This is a genomic window from Mycolicibacterium sp. CBM1 (assembly GCF_054073305.1).
In genome coordinates this window covers 31,305-53,955 of sequence record NZ_JBSXPP010000008.1, presented here as the reverse complement: position 1 = coordinate 53,955, position 22,651 = coordinate 31,305, and the positions used below count along the sequence as shown (strand labels likewise).

Here is a 22,651-nt window from a genome sequence, read left to right as displayed (position 1 = left end):
GTCTGAGCCTCGCTCTTGGATCGGAAAGTGATGGCGGGTCACACTGCAGCATGAGTGTGGGCAGAGCCGTGTGTCGCCTGAATCAGGCGAGCGGCGCGCTCCCCGATCACCACACACGGCGCCATGGTGTTCCCCGTGGTGATAGCCGGCATGATGGATGCGTCTGCGACACGGAGATTCTCGACACCGTAGACGCGCAGTTCGGAATCGACGACCGACATTGCGTCGCGTCCCATCTTGGCGGTGCAGCTCTGGTGGAAATAAGTCCCTGCGGCATCTCGGATGAAGTCCCTCATCTCGCGAACACCGAGATTGCCGGGCATCACCTCCCTGGCACGGAAGGGTTCGCAGTCATCAGAATTTCCGATCTCCCGGCACATCTCGACGCACCGGATCATGGCGGCCATGTCCGATTCGGCACTGAGAAAGTTCGCGAAGATCAGCGGCGCGGCAGACGGATCGGCGCTCGCCAGCACCACCTCCCCGCGCGAATCCGGGCGTGCCAGACCAGGAGCCAGGGTCCACGCCGAAGCAGCGCCAACCGGAAGGGCGTACTGGACCGAGGTCACTTCACTGCCGAACGGGATCTCTTCGAGAACCGGCATCAGGTCCGGCGTCTCGAGGTCGTCATGACTCTTGGCGAAGAACACGAACTCGGCGGCGTTGTTGCGGGGGGGTTCGGGGGTGACGTACTCGAAACAGCAACCGGCCAGCAGGATGTGATCCTGGAAGTTCTTGCCAACCCCGGGAAGGTTCGCGACGACCTCGATACCGTGCCTTCGCAACTCCTGGTCCGGCCCGATTCCGGACAGCATCAGGATCTTGGGGGTGTTGATCGCCCCGAGCGACAGAATCACTTCGCGGTCGGCCCCGACTTCGAACGCCTTGCCCTCCCGGACGAAACGAACGCCGGTGACCTTCGATCCGGCCATCGCCAGTGAGGTGATCTCGGCATGCAGCAGGATGTCGAGATTCGGGCGGTCCATGTGCGGGTGCAGGTACGTCGCTGCCATCGACACCCTGGTATTGCCCTGCTGAACGAGCACATTCGGAAGACCGCAGCCGCCTTCGCCTTCCATGGCAGTGCCGTTGATGTCATCAACGAAGGGGATGCCAATCTTCTCCGACGCCGAAACCAGTCCGGCGACAAGGGGAATAGGATCCTGGGGGCTGACGATGTTGAGCAGTCCGCCTTTGCCTCGCCGTTGCAGGTCGGGAGCGCCCTGCCAGTCTTCGATGCTGCGGTAGATACCCAAAACGGATTGGTAGTTCCAGCCGTCGTCACCACTCTCGGCGGCCCACATGTCGAAATCGTTCTTGTGTCCGCGGGCCCACACCGATCCGTTGATACTCGAGCCGCCACCGAGCACCTTGCCCATCGGGAGCAGCGGCGTCCGTCCGTTGAGGCTGTCGGCCGGTTGCGCCTTGTAGCCCCAGTCCCGCTCCGAGCCGATGTTGGACATCCACAGCGTGGTGTCCATGACGGCAGGCACCCGATCGCTTCCGCCGGCCTCGATGAGAAGCACGGACACGTCGGGGTTTTCCGAAAGCCTGCTGGCAACGACACTGCCGGACGAGCCGCTCCCGCAGACGATGAAGTCGTAGGATCGCCGAGCGCTTTCGACGGTCCGCTCCGCGGTGCTGCCGAATGCTGCTGAGTTGCGTGCATCCATGGTCATCTCACTTTCTGCCCAGGTTCAGTGTGCGGGTCATCTACGAATCGGCTGCTCGGTGAGCGCGTCGTCGCGCTGCGGCACGATCGGCGCCGCATCGACGACGGCAGCGTAGGGCGAGACAGTCCAGCCCGCCGCCTCGTCTTGGCCGAGGACTTCATCGGCTTCACTGATGCGCAAGCCGGTGGTGCGGCCGAGTACCGTCGCCAGCAGCCAGCCCGAGACGGCGGGGATGGCAACCGCGATGGACACACCAAGAATCTGCATCCAGGGAGTGATGGTTGCCGACTGAAGTGCGTAGCGTCCGGTCAGATCTGGGTAACCACCGGTCCGGGCACCCCACGTCAGGAATCCACCGACGACGACGCCGAGCACCCCGGGGCCGAGTGCCAGCGGCGCCAGTTTCGCATCGTCGATCTTCAGGGCCGCCAATGCGCGCGCGGCGATTGCGAACAGCACCGGACCGAAGAGCGCGACGACGAAACACACCAGCGGGGAACTCACGTCGAGAATGGTGCCGCACATGACGTATCCGAACAACGGACCGACGAGTGCGGGCAACAACTCGCGCCGGCGGTAGGCGATGATGCCGCCGGTGACCCCACCTCCGAGGAATGCTGCGAAGGTGTTGGACAGCACCAGTCCGATTCCTGAACTCGTGAAGGAGATTCCGTAGTATCCGACGCCCGGTACGAGGTAGCCGGATCCAAGGACGATGAACGGGATGGCGAACATCAGCAGCAGCATCCCGGTTCCGGCCAGCACCGGGCTGGGATCGGCCGGCGCGACGCCGTCGGCGTGGGGTGCGAACCTGCCGAGCCGGGCGCCCATCTTGATGTTGAACACCAACGAAAGCACTCCGACGAAGATGTAAAGCGAGGTCACGGCGACGTAGTCGTGGAAGCCGCGTGTCGTGAGGGGGCTCAACGAACCCCAGAGCAAGTAGGCGACGATCGGCTGGCCGACTGCGCCGGCGAGGAATGAGGTGATGTACAGCGGAAGAGGTTTGATGCGTTCCCCGAGCGCGCCCTCGAGCAGGACACCGGCCAGCATCCCGAAGGTTACGAAGAACACTAGGAAGATCTGCATCACGTCGGCTTCGGGCAGCGCAGCCGGGTCGATCGCCGAGGACGGGACACGTGCGAAGCTGCCCTGCATCCACCAGTCCTTCATCGCGGTCAGCAGGGGGTGATCGACGCCAAACGCCTCGTTGAACTGCAACTGCCAGATCGGGTAGCCGACGAGAAACATGCCGAATCCACCTGCAGCGGCGGCGATCATCTTCTGCACCATCGCGGTGCGAACGTTGCCGGGCCGCGTGGACGCGAGATCGATCAGCACCACCCCGACGATGGCGATCAGCACTGCGAGTGTGCCGGACAAGTACATCAGGTCTGAGACGATCCAATCGAGCTTGTACTGCTGGGATCCGAACATGTGCGCTTTCCTTCGAGGAATGTGTCAGCGGTTCACGGCCCGCACCGAGGGGGTTCAGCGAGACGTGCAGTCGGTTGTGCAACCGGTTGCGCTAACGATGTCACGGCAGGCAGGAAGACACCAGTCCGAAGGCGACAATTTACACTCGTGTTACAGGGACTGCCGGAGGCACTACGAGCAGGAGCTACCACCTGACACCGATCACCGTGGACGGCGATCGGCAGCACTGCGAAACCCTTTGCAGCACAATGCGACACATCGATCCTATCGACGCCCGAACGCACGCGAGATCAGCCAACCCTGTGCCATTCCTGCGACGAAGACCGCGGCCATCGGCCCATAGCGCCGGATCGGCGCGGGCAGCAGGGCCAACGCATCGAACTCGGCGCCGGCGACAGGCGCGGGGCCCACGCGCGAGGGGTGCGTGACGGCGGCAGCTCCCACCGGCTGAAGCGAATCCCCGCCGGCGAGCATCGCGGCGAGGTTAACTGCGAATTGCTGAAGGACCTTGTCGGACACCGCGACGATAGCGCCCTTGCCGAACGCGACGATCTTTCCGCTGATGACCAGGTCGGTACGCAGTACCAGCCGTGACCCCGTGCCGACGGGCTCGATCGCCAGGTCCACCTGCGCCTCGGCGTCACCGTTGCCGAAGGTGTCGGCACCCTTGGCTTCGAGTTTGAGGGTCTGCGCGGACTCGTCGACCTCGAGGAAGCGGATGGTCCCGGCGTAGGACGCACTGATCGGCCCGACCTTGACCTTCACGCCACCGCGGTAAGTCTCTCCGTCCCTGCCAGTGATGGCCGCGCCGGGTACGCAGGCGGCCACCTTCTCCACGTCGTTGATCAGCCGGAACACATCCGACGGCGATGCATCTATGTCCAGGGTGTTGTTCAGAATCAACGGTTCTCCAGGTCTTTCGGGTTCTCGGGCTCGAGTCGAAATCTCAGGCGTGCTTGACGCAGCCCGCGGTGCGGCGCCGCACTGCGCACGCCTCGATGGCTTCGACGATGGGCTGGTATCCGGTGCAGCGGCAGTAGTTGGAGGCCACTACTTCCCGAATCTCTTCTTTGGTCGCCTCGGGGCGATGCGTCAGGAACCCCTCGGCCAGCATCAGGAATCCCGGTGTGCAAAAGCCGCATTGGAGTCCGTGGCAGTCCGCGAAAGACTGCTGAAGGTCGCTCAGCTCACCATCGACACCGAGATCCTCGACAGTGCGGACCGACGAATTCTCCACCTGGGCAGCGAAGGTGAGGCAGGCACGGGCGGGTTGGCCGTCGATCAGCACCGTGCACGCACCGCAGACGCCGTGCTCGCACCCGACGTGTGTGCCGGTTAGACCCAGTTCGTGGCGCAGCACATCGACCAGTGTCATGCGTGGCTCCGCGATCACCTCGTGCACGGTGCCGTTCACCGTCAACTCGATGAGCTGCCTGTTCTTCATACCGGCCCTTTCGCCAGGGCACCGAGAACGGCGACCGGAGTTATGGGAGTGTCGTTCAATTCCACGCCAGTGGAGCGCAGTCCATCGTTGACGGCGTTCAGCACCGCGGCTGGAGCACCGATCGTGCCGCCTTCTCCGGCGCCCTTGGCGCCAGATTCGGTGAACAGGCAAGGGGTCTCGAGATGATGGATTCCGACGTCGGGGACCTCGCACGCCGTCGGCACCTTGTAGTCGATGAAGCTCGCCACCAACGGCTGGCCGTTCTCGTCGTAGGGCACGTGCTCGAACAGTGCACCAGCGATTCCCTGCGCGATCCCGCCCCGACACTGCCCTTCCACGATCTTGGGGTTGATCGCGACACCGCAGTCCTCGACGCAGAAGTAACGCAGTATCTCCACTTTGCCGGTGCCCCCGTGTAATTCGACGACGGCTCCGTGAGTCGCATTGGAGAAGGTGCCGTCGTTGAACACGTCGAAGCTCGCCGTGGCCGACAGCCCGGGGTCGACGCCCTTAGGCATCAGGTGCGCCCGCAGGTAGGCGACTTCGGCAATGTCGCGATAGGTGACGAACTTGGTGCTGTCGTCGAGCTGGCGGACCCGGCCCTGCGCGAGCTCGACGTTGTCCGTGCGTGTTTCGAGTAGGTGGGCGGCGATCTCGCAGAGTTTGCCGCCCAGCTGCTCCGAGGCCGCCGCGACCGCACTGCCGCCGATCGTGATCGATCGGCTCGCGAAACTCCCGAAACCATAGGTGATTCGGTCCGTATCACCCTGGACGATCTTGACCTGTTCGAGGCCGATGCCCAACTTGTCGGCGACGATCTGGGCCATAGTGGTCTCATGGGACTGGCCGTGACTCATCGTGCCGGTGGTGACCACGACGGTACCCGAAGTGTCCATCCGAACCTCGGAGATGTCGAAACCGGGCACGACGTTCATCTTTCGGGCCGCGAACGCACTGCTTCCATAACCCGTCCGCTCACTGAAGCAGGAGTAACCGATGCCCACGTGCCTGCCCTCGGCGCGTGCCCGCTGCTGAAATTCGTACCAACCCTCGTCGCGCAACGCCCGCTCGCACTCGTTCAACGACTCGAGGTAGGAGCCCGGGTCGTAGGTGATGTTGTTGACCCCGGTGTACGGGAACGCTGTGATGACATTGCGTCGACGGATCTCGACCGGATCGAGGCCCAGCTGCGTTGCGGCCCTTTCGAAGATCCGTTCCATCACCATGACGTACTGGGGCCTGCTCACACCGCGATACGGTGCAGTGGGTGCCTTGTTGCTGAAAATCGACCGTCCCCTGACCCGGTAGGCGGGCACCCGGTACACGCTGGGCATCTCCGCAGAGGCCATCAGCGGCTCGATACCCGCAGTGAAGGGGTAGCACGAGTAGGCGCCCATGTCGCACACGACGTCGACGTCGAGGGCAAGGATGTGGCCCCTCTCGTCGAAAGCGGCTCGTGCCTCGTACTGTTGCTCGCGGGCCAGGAATGACGCCGTGAGCGCGTCCTTTCGGTCTTCGATCCACTTCACGGGCCGACGCAGGCGCAACGCCGCAGCGGCGACGGCGATCTCCTCGCGACCGACGACGCACTTCTGCCCGAAGCCGCCACCCATGTCGGGGACGATCACCCGGACCTGACGCTCGTCCAGTCCGAGAGAGTGGGCAGCAACGGTGCGCACCTGGTGTGGCACCTGGGTGCAGATGTGTAATACGAGTTGCTCGTCGCGATCGTCCCAATGCGCCACGCAGCCTCGAGTCTCCAACGGAAGCGCATTCTGCCGCCCGGTGCGAGCGCGCACGTCAACGACGGTGTGGGCGGTGGCGAAGACCTCGTCGATGCCCTCGGTGGCGAACATACGGACGTCGACCACGACATTGTTCGGAACGTCCGCGTGCACCCGGGGTGCCCCGTCGGACATCGCCTGGTCGGCCGAGGTGATTGCGGTGACCGCGGCGTAGGCCACCCTGGCAACATCGAGGCCGTCCTCGACCGCGTAGGCGTCCGTGCCAAGTACCACCGCCAGCGGCTCCCCGACATAGCGGACGACATCGCTGGAGAGGATCGGCATGTCCGTCGGAACGAACTCCTCGAGCGGGCGGCTCAATTCGGCGCGGATGGGCCGGAGGTCGAGATCCGGGGCGGTGAATACTGCGGTGATCCCATCCACATCGGTGACGGCCCCGAGGTCGAGTTCGGTGACCGAGCCGGCGGCGACGGTGCTGCGGACAAACTGCGCATGAAGCATGTTCGGCATCGTGATGTCGTCGACGAATCTGCCGCGGCCGGTGAGCAATCGTGGATCTTCACGGCGCGCGACCGACGCGCCGACGTACTTGGCACGCCCGTCGAAACGTGGCTCGGCCGCTCGGCTCACGGGATGACCCCTTCCGACACGAGAGCGTCCTGGCACGCCTCGGCGACCAGGGTTCTGACCAGTGTGCGGCGGTACTGAGCGGTGAAGATGCCCTCGTCGGACAGTTCGAGCTCATCGGCAGCGGCCTCGGCGCAGTCGGCGAAGGAGCCGCCCGCGCTCAGGACCGCTTCGGCGGCGGTCGAACGGTGTGGCACCGCGCCCACTCCGCCGAGCGCGATGCGACCACCACCAACACTGCCGTCCTCAGCGACGTCCAACGACGCGGCCGCGGCGACGATCGCGAAATCGCCGTGCCGCTCGGCGAATTCGGTGACCGCCGCGTGGGGTGCCGCGGTCGGGAAGACGACCTCCACGACCATCTCGTCGAAGGCGAGATCGGTGGTGTAGTAACCGAAGAAGAAGGATTGGGCTGCGATCGAGCGGCAGCCACGTACGCTCTGCACCACGATCCGGGCGTCCAGCAGTACGGCGAGCAGACACCATTCCGCCGTTGCGTCCGCGTGAGCGATGCTGCCGCCCACCGTTCCGCGGGTCCGTATCGGGTAGTGGCCGACCCAGCGCATCGTCCGCCTCAGTAGGTCGAAGTCGCTACCGAGGTCGAGGTTGTTCTCGATGTCGTGGTGAGTGGTCAAGGCGCCGATGTGCAGTCCGTCCTCGGCACGGCGGACGAACCGCAGCGCATCGAGTCCGCCGACGTCGATCAGGTGAGCGGGCCTGGCCAATCGGAAGTTCATCATGGCTACCAAGGACTGCCCGCCGGCGAGGATCTTGGCCTCCTCCCCCAGCTCGGCGAGCAGTTCGGTTGCTCCCCGGACGTCACGGGCCCGGTGATACTCGAAACTGGCCGGTTTCATCGGATGTGGGGGTCGGTCGGCATCGGTCGGCTATCGGACGAACGAGTAGTGGAAGTTCTCGTCATCGGCGTCGTCCAGCGGCGTGCCACGCCAGAGCCAGTCGTAGGAGATGTCGGATTCCCCGGCGAACGAAGCCAGTTTCGCATCGCGTTCCTCCTGCTCGGGACCGTCGGGAAGGTGATAGAACGTCTTGTTCTGCAGGCTTGCGTTCTGCACCATGCGCGCGTGCCTGGCGCGACGATCGGCATATCGCAACAGCGCGGTCTCGACACCGGCCGCGGTGGTCCTGGCGAGCTCCTCGGCGAGGACGGCGGCATCCTCCATGGCCTGCGAAGCACCCTGCGCCTGATACGGCAGCATCGCGTGACAGGCGTCGCCGAGTAATGCGACGTGGCCGTCCGTCCATCGCGGGTCGGGCCTGCGGTAGTAGAGCGCCTGACACAGCACGTTCTCGTCGGCCTTGGACAACATGGCGTGCGCCCGGTCGTCCCAGTCGGCGAACGCCTCGAGCAGCTCTGCGGGGCCAGCCATTCGGGGTCCGAGCTCACGCACCTCGTCGGTGCAGGGTGTCAGTGCCACGACGTTCAGGTACTCGCCGTCACGGATCATGTAGTGCACGAGGTGTCGGCCGGGTCCATACCAAATGGTGCTCTGGTACCTGTCGACCAACCAGCGGGTGGCCGGATCCTTGACGATCCGGTCACCGGGAATCAGGGCGCGATAAGCCATTTCCCCCGAGTACACCAGGGTGTCGGGTAATCCGATGATGTCGCGCACCGCCGAGCGAAGGCCGTCGGCCCCGATCAGCACGTCCGCCTCGTAGCGGCCGCCGTCCGCGGTGACCGCCACCGGCCGGGCGGGATGGGTGCGGTCGACGTCGATGACCTTGGCATCGGTGCAGAACTCGACGACTGGGCCAGGGCCAGTCGGATCCAGGCATTTCGCGTGGATGACCGAGTGCAGATCCGCTCGGTGGTAGTGCCAGTACGGCGCGTTGAACTTCTGTTTGCAGAACTCGCCGAGCGACGTCAGCGCGATGATCTTTCCGTTCTCCCATCGCCTGCGTACCTGGTCCATGGGTTCGGTCTTGATCGCCTCCAGTTCCCGGCGCAGACCCAGCGCGATCAGGATGCGGCTGGCGTTGGGCGCAGTCTGAATGCCTGCTCCCACCTCGCCCAACGCGGTGGCGGCTTCCAGAACCGTGACCTGCAGGCCGCGCTGGCGCAGCGCCAGCGCGGCGGTGACCCCACCGAGGCCACCGCCCGCCACGACGACGTTCAATGGCGCCACCTCAGCCCTCCACCAGTTCACCCGCGGTGACCACATTCACGCCGTCGATTGCCACGGTGCAGCCGCGCATACCGATGTCCAAGTGCGCGTACGAATCCCGCCCGAGCACCGGGTGTGGACCAGTGGACCACAGGAAGCTGCCGGCGAATGCGCGCGCGTCCATACCCATGATGTCGTCTTTTCCGTACATCGCCGTGGCGAACCAGTCACCGGTTCGCATCAAACCCCAGCCCATGTGGGACAGATACCGTGCCCACTTGTCACCGGAGTCCTCGAAGAACATGTTGAGCAGCGCGGCTTCACCGCCACCGGTGACCTTTTCGATGTAGCCGTTGGTGACGGTCAGGGTCGTCGGCTCACGCACGTACTCCTTGAACGGCAGCAGGATGTCGCCCTCGGCGAGCACGATCGTGCCGTTGGAAATCTCAGGCCAGCACAGGACCATGGTGCTCGGCCAGTGGTCCCAGCGACCCTTGTCGTCGGCGAATCCCACCTGGAACTCGGGACGGGAGTTCGACAGCTGGACCGTCAGGTCGGTGCCTGCGTCGTTGGTGATCCTCATGATCGTGCCATTGGCGACCAGATTGACGCCGGCCTGGACCCGTTGCTTGTCACCCTCACACGGCATGTTGCGGATGAGCACGTCAGGTGCATCGCAGACGAAGATGATCCGGGTACCCGTGGCCAGGATCTCCTGCTGGATCGGTGCGTGGATGAAGCCCTCCCGGGTGAGATCGACGACGAGGTCAGCACCCTTGAGAAGGTCTTGTGCCAGCGTACTTTTCAGCACAGAAACCAGACCGGGACCCGCGCCGGTGCGGGTGCTGGGCATCGGCGCGGGGCTGCCGCCGGGAACGGTTGCCGACAGGACATGCGCGCCCAGGCTTTGGGCGGCCCCGAAGGCCGCGGCGACGTAGTCACCCCGGCTCGACGGCTCAGCCAACACGACCACCTGTTCTCCTGGCTGCAGGTTGCACAGCTGCAACTCGCGGGTGAACGCAGTCAGCAGGTCGGCCGAACGCAGATCGAACATCTCAGATCCTCTCTTGGCTTTGCTCGGCGATTCCGCCCAACCGGGCGAGGTCACTCAGATAGGGAACTTCGTTGCGCGCGTTCGCAAGAGACTTGCGTTCTACGACAGCGCAGACCGAACCAATTGATTCGTCCATCTCGACAAGCATCCGCCCCTGCGGGCCGACGATGACGCTGTGACCCGCGAAACGTGGTCCGTTGCCGGTCTGACCGGTCAAGCCTGCCGCCGCAACCACCACCCCGTTCTCGAGCGCACGAGAGCGAGTCAGCAACTTCCAGATGTGCAGGCGCACGTGGCCGAATGCGGAGGGCACCGCGATGACCTCGGCACCGCGCGTGGCCAGGTCGCGAACCGTCTCGGGAAAGCCTGCCTCATAACAGATGACAACCCCCACCCGGCCGTGGGGTGTGTCGACGACAAGGCCGCTCGCAGTGCCCGGTGCGAAGACGTCGTTCTCCCTGTCCCAGAGAAATCGCTTGCGTCCCAATCCCAGGACTCCACCCGGACCGACGACCAGCGAACTGTCGAACAATGCCCCGTTGTCGCCGCGAGTGACCAGTGCGGTGGCGATGACCGTGCCGGTTGCCTTGGCCACGGCTGACAGCGCATCCGTGGTCGCGCCCGGCACCTCTTCGGCAACCATGTCCATGTCGATGTCGAGGTCGTAGCCGGTGGCGAACAGTTCGGGCAGGACGATCACCCTGGCACCCTTCGCCGCCAGCGCGTGAACATGCGTGGCCGCATCATCGAGGTTGGCCTGCCAGGCATTGGTGCGCGAACTCATCTGCACGACACCGACGTTCAATGTCGCCGGCACGGCTCGGCTTGTCGCATCCGACGCGGCGGCCGTGACCGTCCTCGTCACTGGGCCACTCGGTTCATGTCGGTCGTGTAGTAGGGCCCGGCAAGGCGGCCGAGAAACTTGTGTTCGAGAGTGTCGACGTGCATGGTGTCCGTCAACAGCCCGGGCCGTGAAGTCGCGGCCAGCACGGAGCCCAGCACGAGCGTGTCCACACCCAAGGCGATCTCTTGCAGCAGCCGGCACTCCAGCGATACCAGCGACTCGAGCACCGATGGGGCTGCAACGGTCTGCGACTCGATCGCCGTCACTCCGGCAAGCTCGAACTCGTCGACATCGGGATGCACTGTGGCGAACGACGCGGTGACGGCCTCGACCGATTCCGCGGCGGGGATGTTGACCACGAACGAGCCGGTCTCTCGGATGTTGACCAGCGTGTCCTTGAGCTCGCCCGGAAACCCGATGCGCTCGCCGATCGAGATCATCACGGTGGCAGGGTCTCGTGACGCGACGTTGAAGAAGCTGAACGGGGCCAGATTCCGCACCCCGGCACCGGAGACCGTCGAGACCCACGCGATCGGCCTCGGCTGCACGGCGGCGGAAAGCAGCTTGTACACGTCGGCGGCGGCCATAGTGGCGATGTCGTGCTGCTTCCGATCCGAGACCAACGCTGGGCTCCTCGACTCCGATGCCATGTCCGGCGATACTCCTTCATGCGTGCGCAACTGATTGTGCAACCGTTTGCGTGAGTGATTCGACAGTAGATCGGTTCACCGCCGATGTCGAGCGGGGAGCGACGATCCTGGTGCCAGTTAACGACACCGTTACTTGCGGCGAATCATCCCTGCGCCGCACGCAACCCGGCCCGCGCCGAGTCCACGCGGCTGCCCGGATCCCGTGGCGGTCCATACCCTTCGGACGTGCCGTCGACGATCCTGACGTCGCGCTCCCATGGCGGCGAATACCTTCCCGCCACCAGATCCGTCATGAAGGTGTACGGACAGTCGCCAGCCCCTCCCCGCAGGGCGGTGTAACCGCGATGGCCGAGCTGGTAGATGTTGTTCTCGACCCCCCACTCGCGCCTCGCAGCGTCCGCCAAGGACGGATTGATCGACGCGGTCACGATACGGTCGGGAGTCGAGTCTCCGCGCTCGATGATGGTGCCTTCGAAATCACACACCATCGCCTCGCCCATCGACGGTATTCCATTGCCGTCATGCCCGGCCAGACAAACCGACGCCGTGTAGGCCAGATTGTGGAACGCGTTCGCCTCGTTGGTAATTCGCCAGGACTGCTTCAGCGGGAACTTGTAGCCGGCGGTCCGGATCAAAACGTTGGCGCCGCGGTAACTCGCCTCTCTGGCCACTTCGGGGAACATCCCGTCATGGCAGATGAGCAACGACAGGATCGAGCCCTTGGGCCCCTCGCACACCGGCAACCCCAGGTCACCAGGCTCCCAGGGTTCCTTGGGGGTCCATGGGTGGAGTTTGCGGACATACAGCGCCACCTCGCCGGTGTCGTCGACGATGATTCCCGAGTTGAACGGCGCGCCGTTCGGATTTCGCTCCATGACACTGAAGCAGCCCCAGACGTGCGCGTCGCGGCAGCCCTCACGCAGGCGGAGCACCTGCGGCCCGTCGATCTCACACATGAGGTCATCGTCGGCCCAGGCACGTTTCCGCAAACCGTGCAGTGAATACTCGGGGAACACCAATAGATCGAGGGTGGAGAACGCCGCCTTCGACTCTCGCACGACGGCACACACGCGGTCGGTCACCGCGTCGAGGTCGGCGATGCCCTCGATCCGTGGCACCTGTTGCTGGACAAGACCCAACGTCATCGACTCCGAGGACGGGTTGAGCCCGCCAAGACCGGACATGACACTCCATCCATCAGAGGGCAACTTATTGCGCAATCGCTTGCGCAATAAGCTAGCTTAGAGACCGCTGACAATCGCAGCAGCGCGAACGACCGAAGGGGGATCGTGGGGAGCAGTCCGCCCGGCAGCGTCACTCTCCGGGACGTAGCCCTCGCAGCCGGAGTGCACACGTCCACGGTGTCTCGCGCGTTGCGCCGGGTGTCCGCGGGGCAAAATCCGGCTAGTGACGGCGATTTGAAGCTGTTCGCGCTCGCCCAGGACATGGGCTACATTCCGAACCCGAACGCCGCCAGCCTGACCACCAAGAAGTCAACGGCATTCGGCGTGCTCGTTCCACGACTCACAGATGTCGTGCTCTCGGCGATGTACGACGCCATCGAAGAGACTGCCAATCGTGCCGGATACGAGACCTTCGTCGCGAACACCCACGACGACCCCGTCGAGCAGCGCCGACGAATCGATCTTCTCCTCGGCCGCAACGTCGATGGTCTCATCTTCGGCGACGCACGTCTGGACAGCACCAATCTCGACGACCTGGCATCCAGGGGAGTCAAATTCGTGCTGGTCAGCCGGCGTTACCCGGGGATGATCTCGGCCACCTGCGACGATTACCGCGGCGGGTGGCTCGTCGGTGAGCACCTGGCCAAGATCGGTCATTCCCGGGTCGGAATCGTGTCGGGTCCCAGCTGGGCCAGCACAGGCATCGATCGCCTCGACGGCTGCCTGGCGGCGCTCGCCGAAGCCGGCGTTGACGTTCCCGGCGAATACGTTCGCGAGGAGGGTTTCGACCCCGCAGCGGGCCGGCGCGGCGCGGAAGCGCTTCTGGCACTAAGCAAGCCGCCGACCGCCATCTTCGCCACCAACGACTTCAGTGCGATCGGGGTGTTGGGCGTCCTGCGCGAGCACGAGCTGGCACCTGGGCGGGATATCGGCGTCGTCGGCTACAACGACATCTCCATTTGCGGTGATTTGACGGTGCCGCTCACCACGATTCGCAGCCCACATCAGGAAATCGGGATGCGCGCCGCCGAGATGTTGCTCGCTGTCACTCATGGCTTGCCGGTGTCCTCGGTGGCCCTGGCCCCCACGTTGGTGGTGCGGCAGTCCACCGTTGCGGACCTCCGCTAGGACATCGGTAGGCGCGCCGAACCGAAACTCCAGGGACACCACGAACAGAGCAGGGGTCCCAGGAGTCCCGGCCTCACGATGGTGTTTCGATGTCGGCGCCCCGCATGGCACGGGGCGCCGGCATCGTCATCTCAGAGGATGTAGAGCATCTCCTGGTAGGTCGGCAGCGGCCACAGATCGTCGGCGACAAGGCCTTCCAAGGCGTCGGCGGCCGCACGGACCGCGTCCATCTTGGGCAGCAGGCTCTGGGCGTGTGCGGCCTCCTCGGCCGCCGATTCGCCACCGTGTTCGGCCATCCCCGCCTTGAGCGCCGCCAGCGCCGCGGTCAGGTCGGCGATCGGCGCCGAAACCGCCTGCAGCAGCGAGGTATCCGGCTCGATCCCTGCCGCCTTGAGCGTGGCCACGTTCTGCGCCAGCTCGGTCTGGTAGCGGATCGCCGCCGGCAAGACGACCGTAGAACCGATCTCCAGCGTCAGCTTGGCCTCGACCCCCACCGTCAGCGCGTAGGTCTCGTACCGGACCTCCACACGGCTGTGTAGCTCACGAGCGTTGAAGACGCCGTACCTCTCGAACACCTCGATGGCTTCCTGGGTGACCAGCTGCGGGATGGCATCCAGCGTGGTCTTCAGGTTCGGCAGTCCGCGCTCGGCGGCCTCGATCTGCCAGTTGTCCGAATAGCCGTCGCCGTTGAAGACCACCGCGCCGTGCTCGGTGATGATCTCCGTCAGCAGCTTCTGTACCGACGAGTCGAAGTCCTCACCGGCGGCGACCGCGCTCTCCAGCACCGTCGCCATGTAGTCCAGCGAGTCGGCCATGATCGTGTTGAGGATGATCATCGGCACGTTGATGGTCTGGCCCGACCCCGGCGCGCGGAACTCGAACCGGTTGCCGGTGAAGGCGAACGGGCTGGTGCGGTTGCGATCGCCCGGATCGGTCGGCAGCTCCGGCAGGGTGTCGACACCGATGATCATGCTGCCCTTGCCCTTGGACGACGTCGCGGCGCCCTTGGCGATCTGATCGAAGACGTCGGCCAGCTGCTCGCCCAGGAAGATCGAGATGATCGCCGGCGGTGCCTCGTTGGCGCCGAGCCGGTGGTCGTTGGTGGCCGAGGCCACCGACACCCGCAGCAGGCCCGCGAACTTGTGCACGGCGCGGATCACCGCGGCACAGAACACCAGGAACTGAGCGTTCTCGTGCGGGGTGTCACCGGGCACCAGCAGGCTGCCGAACTGGGCGTTGCCCATCGAGAAGTTGACGTGCTTACCGGAGCCGTTGACCCCGGCGAACGGCTTCTCGTGGAACAGGCACTCCATGCCGTGCTTCTTGGCGATGGTCTTGAACATGGTCATCAGCAGCTGCTGATGATCGGCGGCGATGTTGGCCCGCTCGAACATCGGCGCGATCTCGAACTGTCCGGGTGCGACCTCGTTGTGGCGGGTCTTGGCCGGGATGCCGAGCTTGAACAGCTCACGCTCGGTGTCCATCATGAAGCCGAGCACCCGCTCGGGAATGGCGCCGAAGTAGTGGTCGTCGAACTCCTGGCCCTTGGGCGGCTTGGCACCGAACAGGGTGCGCCCGGCGTTGATCAGGTCGGGACGGGCCAGGAAGAAGTGGCGATCGACCAGGAAGTACTCCTGCTCCGGGCCGCAGAACGACACGATGTGGTCGAAATCTTTGTGCCCGAACAACTTCAGGATCCGCTCGGCCTGCGCGCCCATGGCCTGCTGACTGCGCAGCAGCGGCGTCTTGTAGTCCAGCGCCTCACCGGTCATCGACACGAACACGGTGGGGATGCACAGCGTGTTGCCGTTCGGGTTCTCCAGGATGTAGGCCGGGCTGGTGACATCCCAACCCGTGTAGCCGCGGGCTTCGAACGTGCTGCGCAGCCCACCCGAAGGGAAGCTGGAGGCGTCGGGCTCGCCCTGTATCAGGGTCTTGCCGGCGAACTCGGCCAGCGTCTGGCCGTCGGAGACAGGTTCCAGGAAGCTGTCGTGCTTCTCGGCGGTCAATCCCGTCATCGGGTAGAAGACGTGCGCGTAGTGCGTCGCACCCTTCGACAACGCCCAGTCCTTCATCACCGATGCGACGGAGTCGGCGACCGCCGGATCCAGCTTGGCGCCCTTCTCGATGGTGGCGACCACCGACTTGTACACCGACTTCGGCAACCGCAGTCGCATCTCAGCCAGCGTGAAGACGTTCGCCCCGAAGATCTCACCCGGCTCTTCGGTCGGGTCGAAGCTGATTGCCGGGGGCTCATAGGCCTCGACGTTGTTGATCGCCGACAGACGCACCGCGTTTCCGCTCAACTGTTTTTCCTCCGCAACAAGACACCCGCGTCTGCTTCGCGGACGTGTGACCGGCCCACACTAAGAAGCTCGGGTTCCGAACTTGTTACGCCCGCGTCACCGACAGATGGCGCAAATGACGAAGCGTCGTCGAAATGGTGCTTAATTGGTCTTTCCGGAGATTGCCGCCTCGCCAGCAAAGCCGCTATCCCGTCATGTCTCCCAAGTCCGGGGCTCAATCTGGTGGTGGCGACCGACCTGCGGGCAGCGGTATCGCCGCGTCGTCCGCGGCCGCCGCACGGTCACCGAACTCGTTCCAGAACTGGTCGATGCGGACGGCGACATCGATGTCGGTGGCCACCGCGACGAGGGCTGTCGCCACGATGGACACCGGAGCACGGTCGAGCACCACCAACCCAACCGCGGGACTCGGTCCGTGTTTGACCATCGGGCGCGCCGAGAATCCTTGTGGCACAGATAGTTGCGGCAGCCACGCCGTACTCGCGATGGTGGCCCGGCGGGTGTGTGTCAGGTGCGCGTAGAGCGCGTCAACCGAGTTCGCCTCCACCACGGGTCGGTAATGAACGCCCTCGGCGGCCATGTTGGCATCGAGAATCCGGCGGTTGCGCATCGTGGTGGCCAGCACGCACAGGTCGAGTCCGGCCGCATCCGACCACGTCACCTCGTCCTTGCTCATCGACGGATCCTCGGCCGATGCCACCAGCACGTACTGCTCGCGGTACAGCTCGATCGACCGGGTGCCCGGCAGCGCTTCGTCATCCAGGTAGGTCAACCCGGCGTCGATCTCGAAATCGGCCAATCGTCGGGCGATCTCCCGCGAGGACAACGCTTCGATACGCACCGACGCCGCGGGATTGCGGGACAAAAACTCCGCGGTGATGAACGGGCTCGCCGGTACCGCCGTGGGAATCGCACCCAGCCGGGCGGTTGCCGTCAGCCGTCCCTGCATCCGGTCGAGGTCGGCCAGCATCTCGTCGCGTTCAGCAGTGATGCGCTGGGCCCACGCCACGACGCGCTGCCCCTCTTCGGTGAAACCCTCGAATCGACGACCACGTTGCACGATGACGATGCCCAGATCGCGTTCCAACCTGCGAATCGCCACCGACAGGGTCGGTTGGCTGATGTGGCAGCGCGCGGCCGCGCGCCCGAAGTGGCGTTCGGCGGCCAGCGCCAACAGGTAGTCCAGATGCTGCAGCACCACGTCGCTCGCCATCGATCTGACGATAGACGCCGGCTATCACCGCATGTCAAATACCAATTAACGACCAGCTACATCCGGTGTAGGTGGTCGATACCGCGGACTAGATTGGACCCATGGCCACTGCCAGGGACGTCAACGCCGACTACGACGAACGCGATATCGAGGTCTCCGGCGCCAAACACGAGGCAGCCGGAGTCAAGGCCGTCATGGTCAGCATGCAACGCGGCCTGGCTCAGATGGGCCCGGTCCGCACCCTGGAGACGCTGTCGCGGCTGAATCAGCGGCACGGATTCGACTGCCCTGGCTGCGCGTGGCCGGAAGACCACGGCGGACGCAAACTCGCCGAATTCTGCGAGAACGGAGCCAAGGCGGTCGCCGAGGAGGCCACCAAACGCCGGGTCACCCCCGAGTTCTTCGCCCGCCACTCGGTGGCCGAGCTGGCCGACAAGCCGGAGTACTGGCTGTCCCAACAGGGCCGCCTGACCCACCCGATGGTGCTCGCGCCCGGCGCGCAGCACTACCGTCCGATCAGCTGGGACGATGCCTACGCGCTGATCGCCCAACACCTGAGCGCCCTCGGTTCGCCGGATGAATCGGTGTTCTACACCTCCGGTCGCACCAGTAACGAGGCGGCGTTTCTCTACCAGCTGCTGGTGCGCAGCTTCGGCACCAACAACCTGCCGGACTGCTCGAACATGTGCCACGAGTCGTCGGGCACGGCGCTGATGGAGTCGATCGGTGTCGGCAAGGGCTCGGTGACCGTCGAGGACGTCGAGCACGCCGACCTCATCATCATCGCGGGACAGAATCCCGGTACCAACCATCCCCGAATGCTGTCGGTGCTGGAGAAGGCAAAGGCCAACGGCGCCGGCATCGTTGCCATCAATCCACTTCCCGAAGCCGGTCTGATCCGGTTCAAGGACCCGCAGAAGGTCCGCGGCGTCGTCGGCAACGGGGTGCCGATCGCCGACGAGTTCGTCCAGATCCGCATCGGCGGCGACCTGGCGCTGTTCAAGGCGCTGGGCCGATTGCTGGTGGAGGCCGACGACCGCGCCCCCGGCACGGTGATCGACCGCGACTTCATCGCTGCGCACTGCCACGGCGCCGACGACTACATCGCCGACGCGCGCGCCGTGGACCTAGCTGTCGCCACCGAAGCGACGGGGATCGCACGAGGACAGCTCGAACGGGTCGCCGAGATGATGGTCCGTTCGAAGCGCACCATCGTGTGCTGGGCGATGGGCATCACTCAGCACACCCACGCGGTGGCTACCATCGCCGAGATCACCAACCTGCTGCTGCTGCGCGGCATGATGGGAAAGCCCGGCGCGGGGGTCTGCCCCGTGCGCGGCCATTCCAATGTCCAGGGCGACCGGACGATGGGCATCTGGGAGAAGGTGCCCGAAACCTTCCTGTCCGCCCTGGACAGCCACTTCGGCATCGTCAGCCCCCGCAAGCACGGCTTCGACACGGTCGACGCGATCAGGGCGATGCGCGACGGGCAAGCGTCGGTCTTCATCGGAATGGGCGGCAACTTTGCCTCGGCCACTCCGGATACTGCGGTGACCGAGGCCGCGCTGCGCAACTGCGCATTGACCGTTCAGGTTTCGACCAAGCTCAATCGCAGCCATCTGGTGCACGGGCGCACCGCGCTGATCCTTCCGACCCTGGGCCGCACCGACCGCGATGTCATGGGCGGACGCAAACAGGTTGTTTCCGTTGAGGATTCGATGTCGATGGTGCACCTGTCCAGGGGCAGCTTGGCGCCGCCTAGCGACGAGGTGCGCAGCGAGGTCGCCATCGTCTGCCAGCTGGCCCGGGCAGTGTTGGGCCCCGGGCACCCGGTGCCGTGGGAGGGTTTCGTCGCGGACTACGACACCATCCGCGACGCAATCGCCGCGGTGGTGCCCGGCTGCGCCGACTACAACACCCGGGTGCGTCAGCCCGACGGTTTCCAGCTGCCTCACCCGCCGCGCGATTCCCGTGAGTTTCCGACGCTCACCGGCAAGGCCAACTTCGCGGTCAATCCGATGCAGTGGGTGCCGGTCCCGCCGGGCCGGCTGGTGCTGCAGACGCTGCGCAGCCACGACCAGTACAACACCACGATCTACGGTCTCGATGATCGCTACCGCGGCGTGAAGGGCGGGCGTCGCGTCGTGTTCGTCAACCCCGCCGACATCGAGGCGCTCGGGTTGTCCGACGGCGAGCGGGTGGATCTGGTCTCGGAGTTCACCGATGCCCACGGCGACCTGCAGGAGCGTCGGGCCGACGATTTCCTGGTGGTGCCCTACGCGACTCCGGTGGGCAACGCCGCCGCCTACTACCCGGAAACCAATCCCCTAGTCCCCCTGGATCACGTTGCGCTGAAATCGAATACGCCGGTGTCGAAGGCGATCGTCATCCGGTTGGAGCGTCCCAGCGGGCAGGAGCGAAGCGACTCGGGGATCAACACCAGCGGGCAGGAGCCCCCATGGGGCGGGTAACGGCGCGGCGGCGGGCCCGCCACCTGGCCGACGGCGTCGTCACTGACCGGCCCGAGACCCTCGTCGTCGAAGAGCCGCTGGAAATCCGGGTCAACGGTTCGCCGCTCACGGTGACGATGCGCACACCCGGCTCCGATGTCGAACTGGCACAGGGCTTCCTGCTCACCGAAGGCGTGATCGTCCACCGCGACGACGTGCTGACGGTACGCTACTGCGGAGGAACGGGCGAGGACGGGACGAACACCTACAACGTGCTCGACGTGACACTGCGTCCCGGTGTCGCGATGCCGGACACCGACGTCACCCGGAACTTCTACACCACCTCGTCGTGCGGGGTGTGCGGCAAGTCGTCCATCGATGCGGTCCGGTTGACCAGCCAACACCCGCCCGGTGACGATCCGACCGTGATCAACGCCGCGATGCTGACCGCGATGCCCGCTCAGTTACGCTCGGCCCAAAAGGTTTTCGCAAGTACGGGCGGTCTGCACGGCGCGGCCCTGTTCGGGGCCGACGGTGCCATGCTCGCCGTGCGCGAGGATGTCGGCCGCCACAACGCCGTCGACAAAGTGATCGGCTGGGCGCTGGAAGCCGGCCACGTACCCCTGAGCGGTACCGTCCTGCTGGTCAGCGGTCGGGCATCGTTCGAACTCACCCAGAAGGCGGTGATGGCAGGTATCCCGGTACTGGCCGCGGTGTCCGCGCCGTCGTCGCTGGCCGTCGATCTGGCCGCCCAGTCCGGGCTGACTCTGGTGGCGTTCCTGCGCGGGGAATCCATGAACGTCTACAGCAGGGCCGCCCGCATCCTGCGCTGAGCCGTCCGCCGGCAATCTCCACCCAATCTCCACAGAACCTCCAAGCCGGCGCGGCGCGATCCCGGCGACCATTCAATCCCGATCACCCACCGAACGATTGGGAGCAAGATGGCCGAAATTCTGATTGCGGGGCTGTCTGCGGCCGGGCACATCACCCCGTTGCTGGCCGTGGCCGGTGGCCTGGCCCATCGCGGTGACCGGGTCACCGTGCTGACGTCGCCCAGGCACGCGGCGAGCGTCCACGCCTGCGGCGCCAAGCTGCACCTGCTGCCACCCGAAGCCGACCTCGTGGACGGCAAGGTCCACCAGTTTCCGGAACGGGCCCAACTGACCGGGCTGCGGCGGCTCAATTTCGACATCGCCGAGATGTTCGTCGCACCCATGCCCCGGCAGGCGGCGGTCCTCGCCGAACTGTTCACGTCGACCCGCTTCGACGCCGTGATCGTCGATTCGGCGTTCCTCGGGATCCTGCCGTTCCTGCTGGGTTCGCGGGCCTCTCGCCCGCCGGTACTGGCATTCACCCCGATGCCGTTGATGATCGCCAGCCGCGACACCGGCCCCGCCGGGCTCGGCCTGCCGCCCACCACCGGCCCCCTGGGGCGGCTTCGCAATCGGACCCTCACCGCGCTGTCGCACAATGTGCCGCTGGGACCCTCGCACCGCGCCGCCAATCGGCTTCTGGTCGCCATGAACGCCGCGCGACTACCGGTGTTCGTCCTGGACGCGGGGCTACTGGCCGATCGCTACATCGTGCCCACCGTGCCGGCGTTCGATTATCCACGCAGCGACCTGCCCGCCACTGTGCGCTACGTCGACGCGGTACATCCGCTGCCGGCCCGAGGATTCCGGCCGCCACCGTGGTGGAGCGAGCTCGACGACGATCGGCCCGTCGTGCACGTCACCCAGGGCACCGTCGACAACGCCGAGCTGGGCCGCCTGCTGGAACCGACCATCGAGGCCCTCGGCGGCCAGGACGTCGTCGTGGTCGCCACCACCGGGGGCCGCGACATCGCCGACGTCAAGGTGCCGTTGCCGTTGAATACCTACGTCGCCGAGTTCATCCCGCACGATGTCCTGCTGCCCAAAGTGGATGTCATGGTGAGCAACGGCGGCTACGGCGCCGTCCAGCGCGCTCTGTGCGCGGGCGTTCCGCTGGTGGTGGCCGGCGATACCGAGGACAAGCCGGAAGTGGCCGCCCGGGTCGGGTGGTCGGGAGCGGGGATCAACCTGAAGACACCGACACCCACACCGCGAGCACTGCGCCATGCCGTCAGCGCGGTGCTGCACAACCCGCACTACCGGAACTGCGCCCGCAACCTGCAGACCGCATTCGCCCAGCGCGACGGTGTGGCCGAGATCGCCGCCCTGGTCGACGAGGTGATCGAGGGCCCCCCGAGTCGGATGGCACTGGACAGCGGTGTGTCGAGTCATCACCAGCGGTCCTAGCCCGAGGTGACCTTCTGCCCTTCCTTCGTTGTCCCGCCGATGCACACCATGGGCAATAGGACGCAGTTCCATCACCTGCTTGGGGGAACATCATGATCAAGGCCCTGTCCGGATTACCCGACAACGTCGCGGCATTCTCCTGCCACGGCCACGTTTCGAAATCGGACTACGAAACGGTACTGATACCTGACGTCGAGAAGCGTCTCGCACGGCATGACAAGGTCCGCATCTACTACGAGATCGATCCTGACTTCGACGGTTTCGATCCCGGTGCCATGTGGGACGACACCAAGCTCGGGTTCAGCCACTTCCTGCGATGGGAACGGTTTGCCGTTGTCACCGACATCGAGTGGATCAAGCAGACGATGAAATTCGTCGGCTACCTGATGCCGGGTGAGATGCGCGCGTTCCCCATCGCGGAGGCCGAAAAGGCGCGCGAATGGATCAGCGAGTCGTCAAGCTGACTTGTCGCGGCGCTCGGGGCGGGGCGG

Annotated in this window: 18 protein-coding genes; 5 read left to right on the top strand and 13 right to left on the bottom strand. The window is 65.3% G+C overall.

Translation table 11 applies throughout. The features are described 5' to 3' along the window. Positions 1 to 38: 38 nt before the first annotated feature. The 11 genes from ACXDF8_RS12890 to ACXDF8_RS12840 form a co-directional block, all read right to left on the bottom strand. On the bottom strand, positions 39 to 1,673 hold the full coding sequence (locus tag ACXDF8_RS12890; RefSeq protein WP_457223652.1) for a GMC family oxidoreductase: 1,635 nt from the start codon (positions 1,671 to 1,673) through the stop codon (positions 39 to 41). Positions 1,674 to 1,709: 36 nt separating this feature from the next. Continuing rightward, the gene (locus ACXDF8_RS12885; protein ID WP_457223651.1) at positions 1,710 to 3,110 is read right to left on the bottom strand and encodes a hypothetical protein; all 1,401 of its coding nucleotides are present in this window, start codon (positions 3,108 to 3,110) and stop codon (positions 1,710 to 1,712) included. Between the two features lie 264 nt (positions 3,111 to 3,374). Then, positions 3,375 to 4,013, bottom strand: a complete 639-nt coding sequence (locus tag ACXDF8_RS12880; protein WP_457223650.1) for an SRPBCC family protein — start codon at positions 4,011 to 4,013, stop codon at positions 3,375 to 3,377. A gap of 43 nt (positions 4,014 to 4,056) precedes the next feature. Next, complete coding sequence (locus ACXDF8_RS12875; protein WP_457223649.1) at positions 4,057 to 4,554, bottom strand: (2Fe-2S)-binding protein; 498 nt, start codon at positions 4,552 to 4,554, stop codon at positions 4,057 to 4,059. Further along, positions 4,551 to 6,929 carry a xanthine dehydrogenase family protein molybdopterin-binding subunit gene (locus ACXDF8_RS12870; protein WP_457223648.1) on the bottom strand — a complete coding sequence of 793 codons (2,379 nt, stop codon included), beginning with the start codon at positions 6,927 to 6,929 and terminating at the stop codon, positions 4,551 to 4,553. The genes ACXDF8_RS12875 and ACXDF8_RS12870 overlap by 4 nt, the downstream gene beginning before the upstream one ends. Further along, the gene (locus tag ACXDF8_RS12865) at positions 6,926 to 7,783 is read right to left on the bottom strand and encodes an FAD binding domain-containing protein (RefSeq protein ID WP_457223647.1); all 858 of its coding nucleotides are present in this window, start codon (positions 7,781 to 7,783) and stop codon (positions 6,926 to 6,928) included. Before ACXDF8_RS12865 ends, ACXDF8_RS12870 begins: the two co-directional genes overlap by 4 nt. 30 nt (positions 7,784 to 7,813) lie before the next feature. Next, complete coding sequence (locus tag ACXDF8_RS12860; protein WP_457223646.1) at positions 7,814 to 9,073, bottom strand: FAD-dependent monooxygenase; 1,260 nt, start codon at positions 9,071 to 9,073, stop codon at positions 7,814 to 7,816. 1 nt (position 9,074) lies between these two features. Then, the gene (locus ACXDF8_RS12855) at positions 9,075 to 10,106 is read right to left on the bottom strand and encodes a 2,5-dihydroxypyridine 5,6-dioxygenase NicX family protein (RefSeq protein WP_457223645.1); all 1,032 of its coding nucleotides are present in this window, start codon (positions 10,104 to 10,106) and stop codon (positions 9,075 to 9,077) included. 1 nt (position 10,107) lies between these two features. Further along, a complete protein-coding gene (locus tag ACXDF8_RS12850; RefSeq protein ID WP_457223644.1) occupies positions 10,108 to 10,971 on the bottom strand; it encodes a carbon-nitrogen hydrolase family protein in 864 nt (287 codons plus the stop codon). Then, entirely contained in the window at positions 10,968 to 11,573 is a 606-nt protein-coding gene (locus ACXDF8_RS12845) for a flavin reductase family protein (RefSeq protein WP_457223643.1), read from the bottom strand. The genes ACXDF8_RS12850 and ACXDF8_RS12845 overlap by 4 nt, the downstream gene beginning before the upstream one ends. Positions 11,574 to 11,743: 170 nt before the next feature. After that, positions 11,744 to 12,784, bottom strand: a complete 1,041-nt coding sequence (locus ACXDF8_RS12840) for a formamidase (protein ID WP_457223642.1) — start codon at positions 12,782 to 12,784, stop codon at positions 11,744 to 11,746. Positions 12,785 to 13,018: 234 nt separating this feature from the next. Here ACXDF8_RS12840 and ACXDF8_RS12835 point away from each other — a divergent pair, with 234 nt between their 5' ends. Beyond that, entirely contained in the window at positions 13,019 to 13,912 is an 894-nt protein-coding gene (locus ACXDF8_RS12835) for a LacI family DNA-binding transcriptional regulator (protein ID WP_457223641.1), read from the top strand. Positions 13,913 to 14,043: 131 nt separating this feature from the next. On the opposite strand, the gene ACXDF8_RS12830 is transcribed toward ACXDF8_RS12835, so the two are convergent. Together ACXDF8_RS12830 and ACXDF8_RS12825 are read right to left on the bottom strand one after the other, a co-directional pair. Then, entirely contained in the window at positions 14,044 to 16,218 is a 2,175-nt protein-coding gene (locus tag ACXDF8_RS12830) for a glutamine synthetase III family protein (RefSeq protein ID WP_457223640.1), read from the bottom strand. 214 nt (positions 16,219 to 16,432) lie between these two features. After that, a complete protein-coding gene (locus ACXDF8_RS12825; RefSeq protein WP_457223639.1) occupies positions 16,433 to 17,431 on the bottom strand; it encodes a LysR family transcriptional regulator in 999 nt (332 codons plus the stop codon). A 101-nt stretch (positions 17,432 to 17,532) separates the two neighbouring features. Here ACXDF8_RS12825 and ACXDF8_RS12820 point away from each other — a divergent pair, with 101 nt between their 5' ends. The 4 genes from ACXDF8_RS12820 (at position 17,533) to ACXDF8_RS12805 (ending at position 22,624) form a co-directional block, all read left to right on the top strand. After that, positions 17,533 to 19,902, top strand: coding sequence for an FdhF/YdeP family oxidoreductase (locus ACXDF8_RS12820; protein ID WP_457223638.1), 2,370 nt, complete (start codon positions 17,533 to 17,535; stop codon positions 19,900 to 19,902). Further along, positions 19,890 to 20,714, top strand: coding sequence for a formate dehydrogenase accessory sulfurtransferase FdhD (gene fdhD, locus ACXDF8_RS12815; protein ID WP_457223637.1), 825 nt, complete (start codon positions 19,890 to 19,892; stop codon positions 20,712 to 20,714). The genes ACXDF8_RS12820 and fdhD overlap by 13 nt, the downstream gene beginning before the upstream one ends. Before the next feature lie 108 nt (positions 20,715 to 20,822). Then, on the top strand, positions 20,823 to 22,160 hold the full coding sequence (locus ACXDF8_RS12810; protein ID WP_457223636.1) for a nucleotide disphospho-sugar-binding domain-containing protein: 1,338 nt from the start codon (positions 20,823 to 20,825) through the stop codon (positions 22,158 to 22,160). Between the two features lie 92 nt (positions 22,161 to 22,252). Further along, the gene (locus ACXDF8_RS12805) at positions 22,253 to 22,624 is read left to right on the top strand and encodes a SpoIIAA family protein (protein ID WP_457223635.1); all 372 of its coding nucleotides are present in this window, start codon (positions 22,253 to 22,255) and stop codon (positions 22,622 to 22,624) included. Positions 22,625 to 22,651: the final 27 nt, after the last annotated feature.